The 803-nt window shown below is 35.9% G+C and carries 1 protein-coding gene; it reads right to left on the bottom strand.

Going from position 1 to position 803, the window contains the following annotated elements; genetic code table 11:
- Positions 1 to 108: 108 nt before the first annotated feature.
- Positions 109 to 405, bottom strand: a complete 297-nt coding sequence (locus tag A9G37_RS03715) for a transposase (protein ID WP_141671037.1) — start codon at positions 403 to 405, stop codon at positions 109 to 111.
- Positions 406 to 803: the final 398 nt, after the last annotated feature.

Raw genomic sequence — 803 nt, 5'->3', positions numbered from 1 at the left:
TATCTTGTGATTGCTGCGTTAATTGCCGTTGATAATAGAAACGATTTCGGGTTACATTTAAACATCGACATAATGCACGTAAGCTGTATCGATGCTTATTATGTAAAATTAACTCGATTTTCTTCCCATTATCAACGTCGCTTGCTTTAGGATATCATTCTCCATTAACAAGCGTTTATTCTCTTTGCGTAGCGCGATAAGTTCGTTATCTTCAGTTCGACGATTATCTTTTGCGATGAATGAGCCGGTAGTTTGGTACTGCATTATCCAATTATCTAATGCTGATTTGGTGAGGTCATACTCTGCGACGATATCCGCACGTTTTTTACCATTTTGATATAGCATGACCATTTGTTTTTTGAACTCGTTAGTAAAGCTACGTTTTGCTCTTCGTGATGAATCGATTGCCTTTGTTGTTACCTTCTCTTATTTTTAGTTTATCATAACAATGACCTTATAAAACTGGTACTAATTAGTGTAGCCGATCCACAATACAGTAAACGCAGTATTGGTGGTCGTCTGGTAAATCATCAGCGTTTTATAACATTCACTGGCGGAAATATTACAGCAACATGGTTTGAGCGTTCTGTTGAAAATCTATCATTAATTTTAGGTGGTAAGCACATAAATGGCGGCCAAAGTTGGCAACGAGAAAAGTTCAATGGCATCGCATCAGAAATGAATGTTTCATTGAGGCATCAGAACATTAGAGATATCTATATTCAAAATCTAACTGAAAACATCGATTTTATTGTTAATTATGAATTCGGTTCAGTTCAATTCATTACAACTCCATCTAAACA

It is taken from the genome of Gilliamella sp. GillExp13, from assembly GCF_001690815.1.
Lineage (GTDB): Bacteria > Pseudomonadota > Gammaproteobacteria > Enterobacterales > Orbaceae > Gilliamella > Gilliamella bombi.
This window is presented reverse-complemented; position numbering and strand designations above follow the sequence as displayed.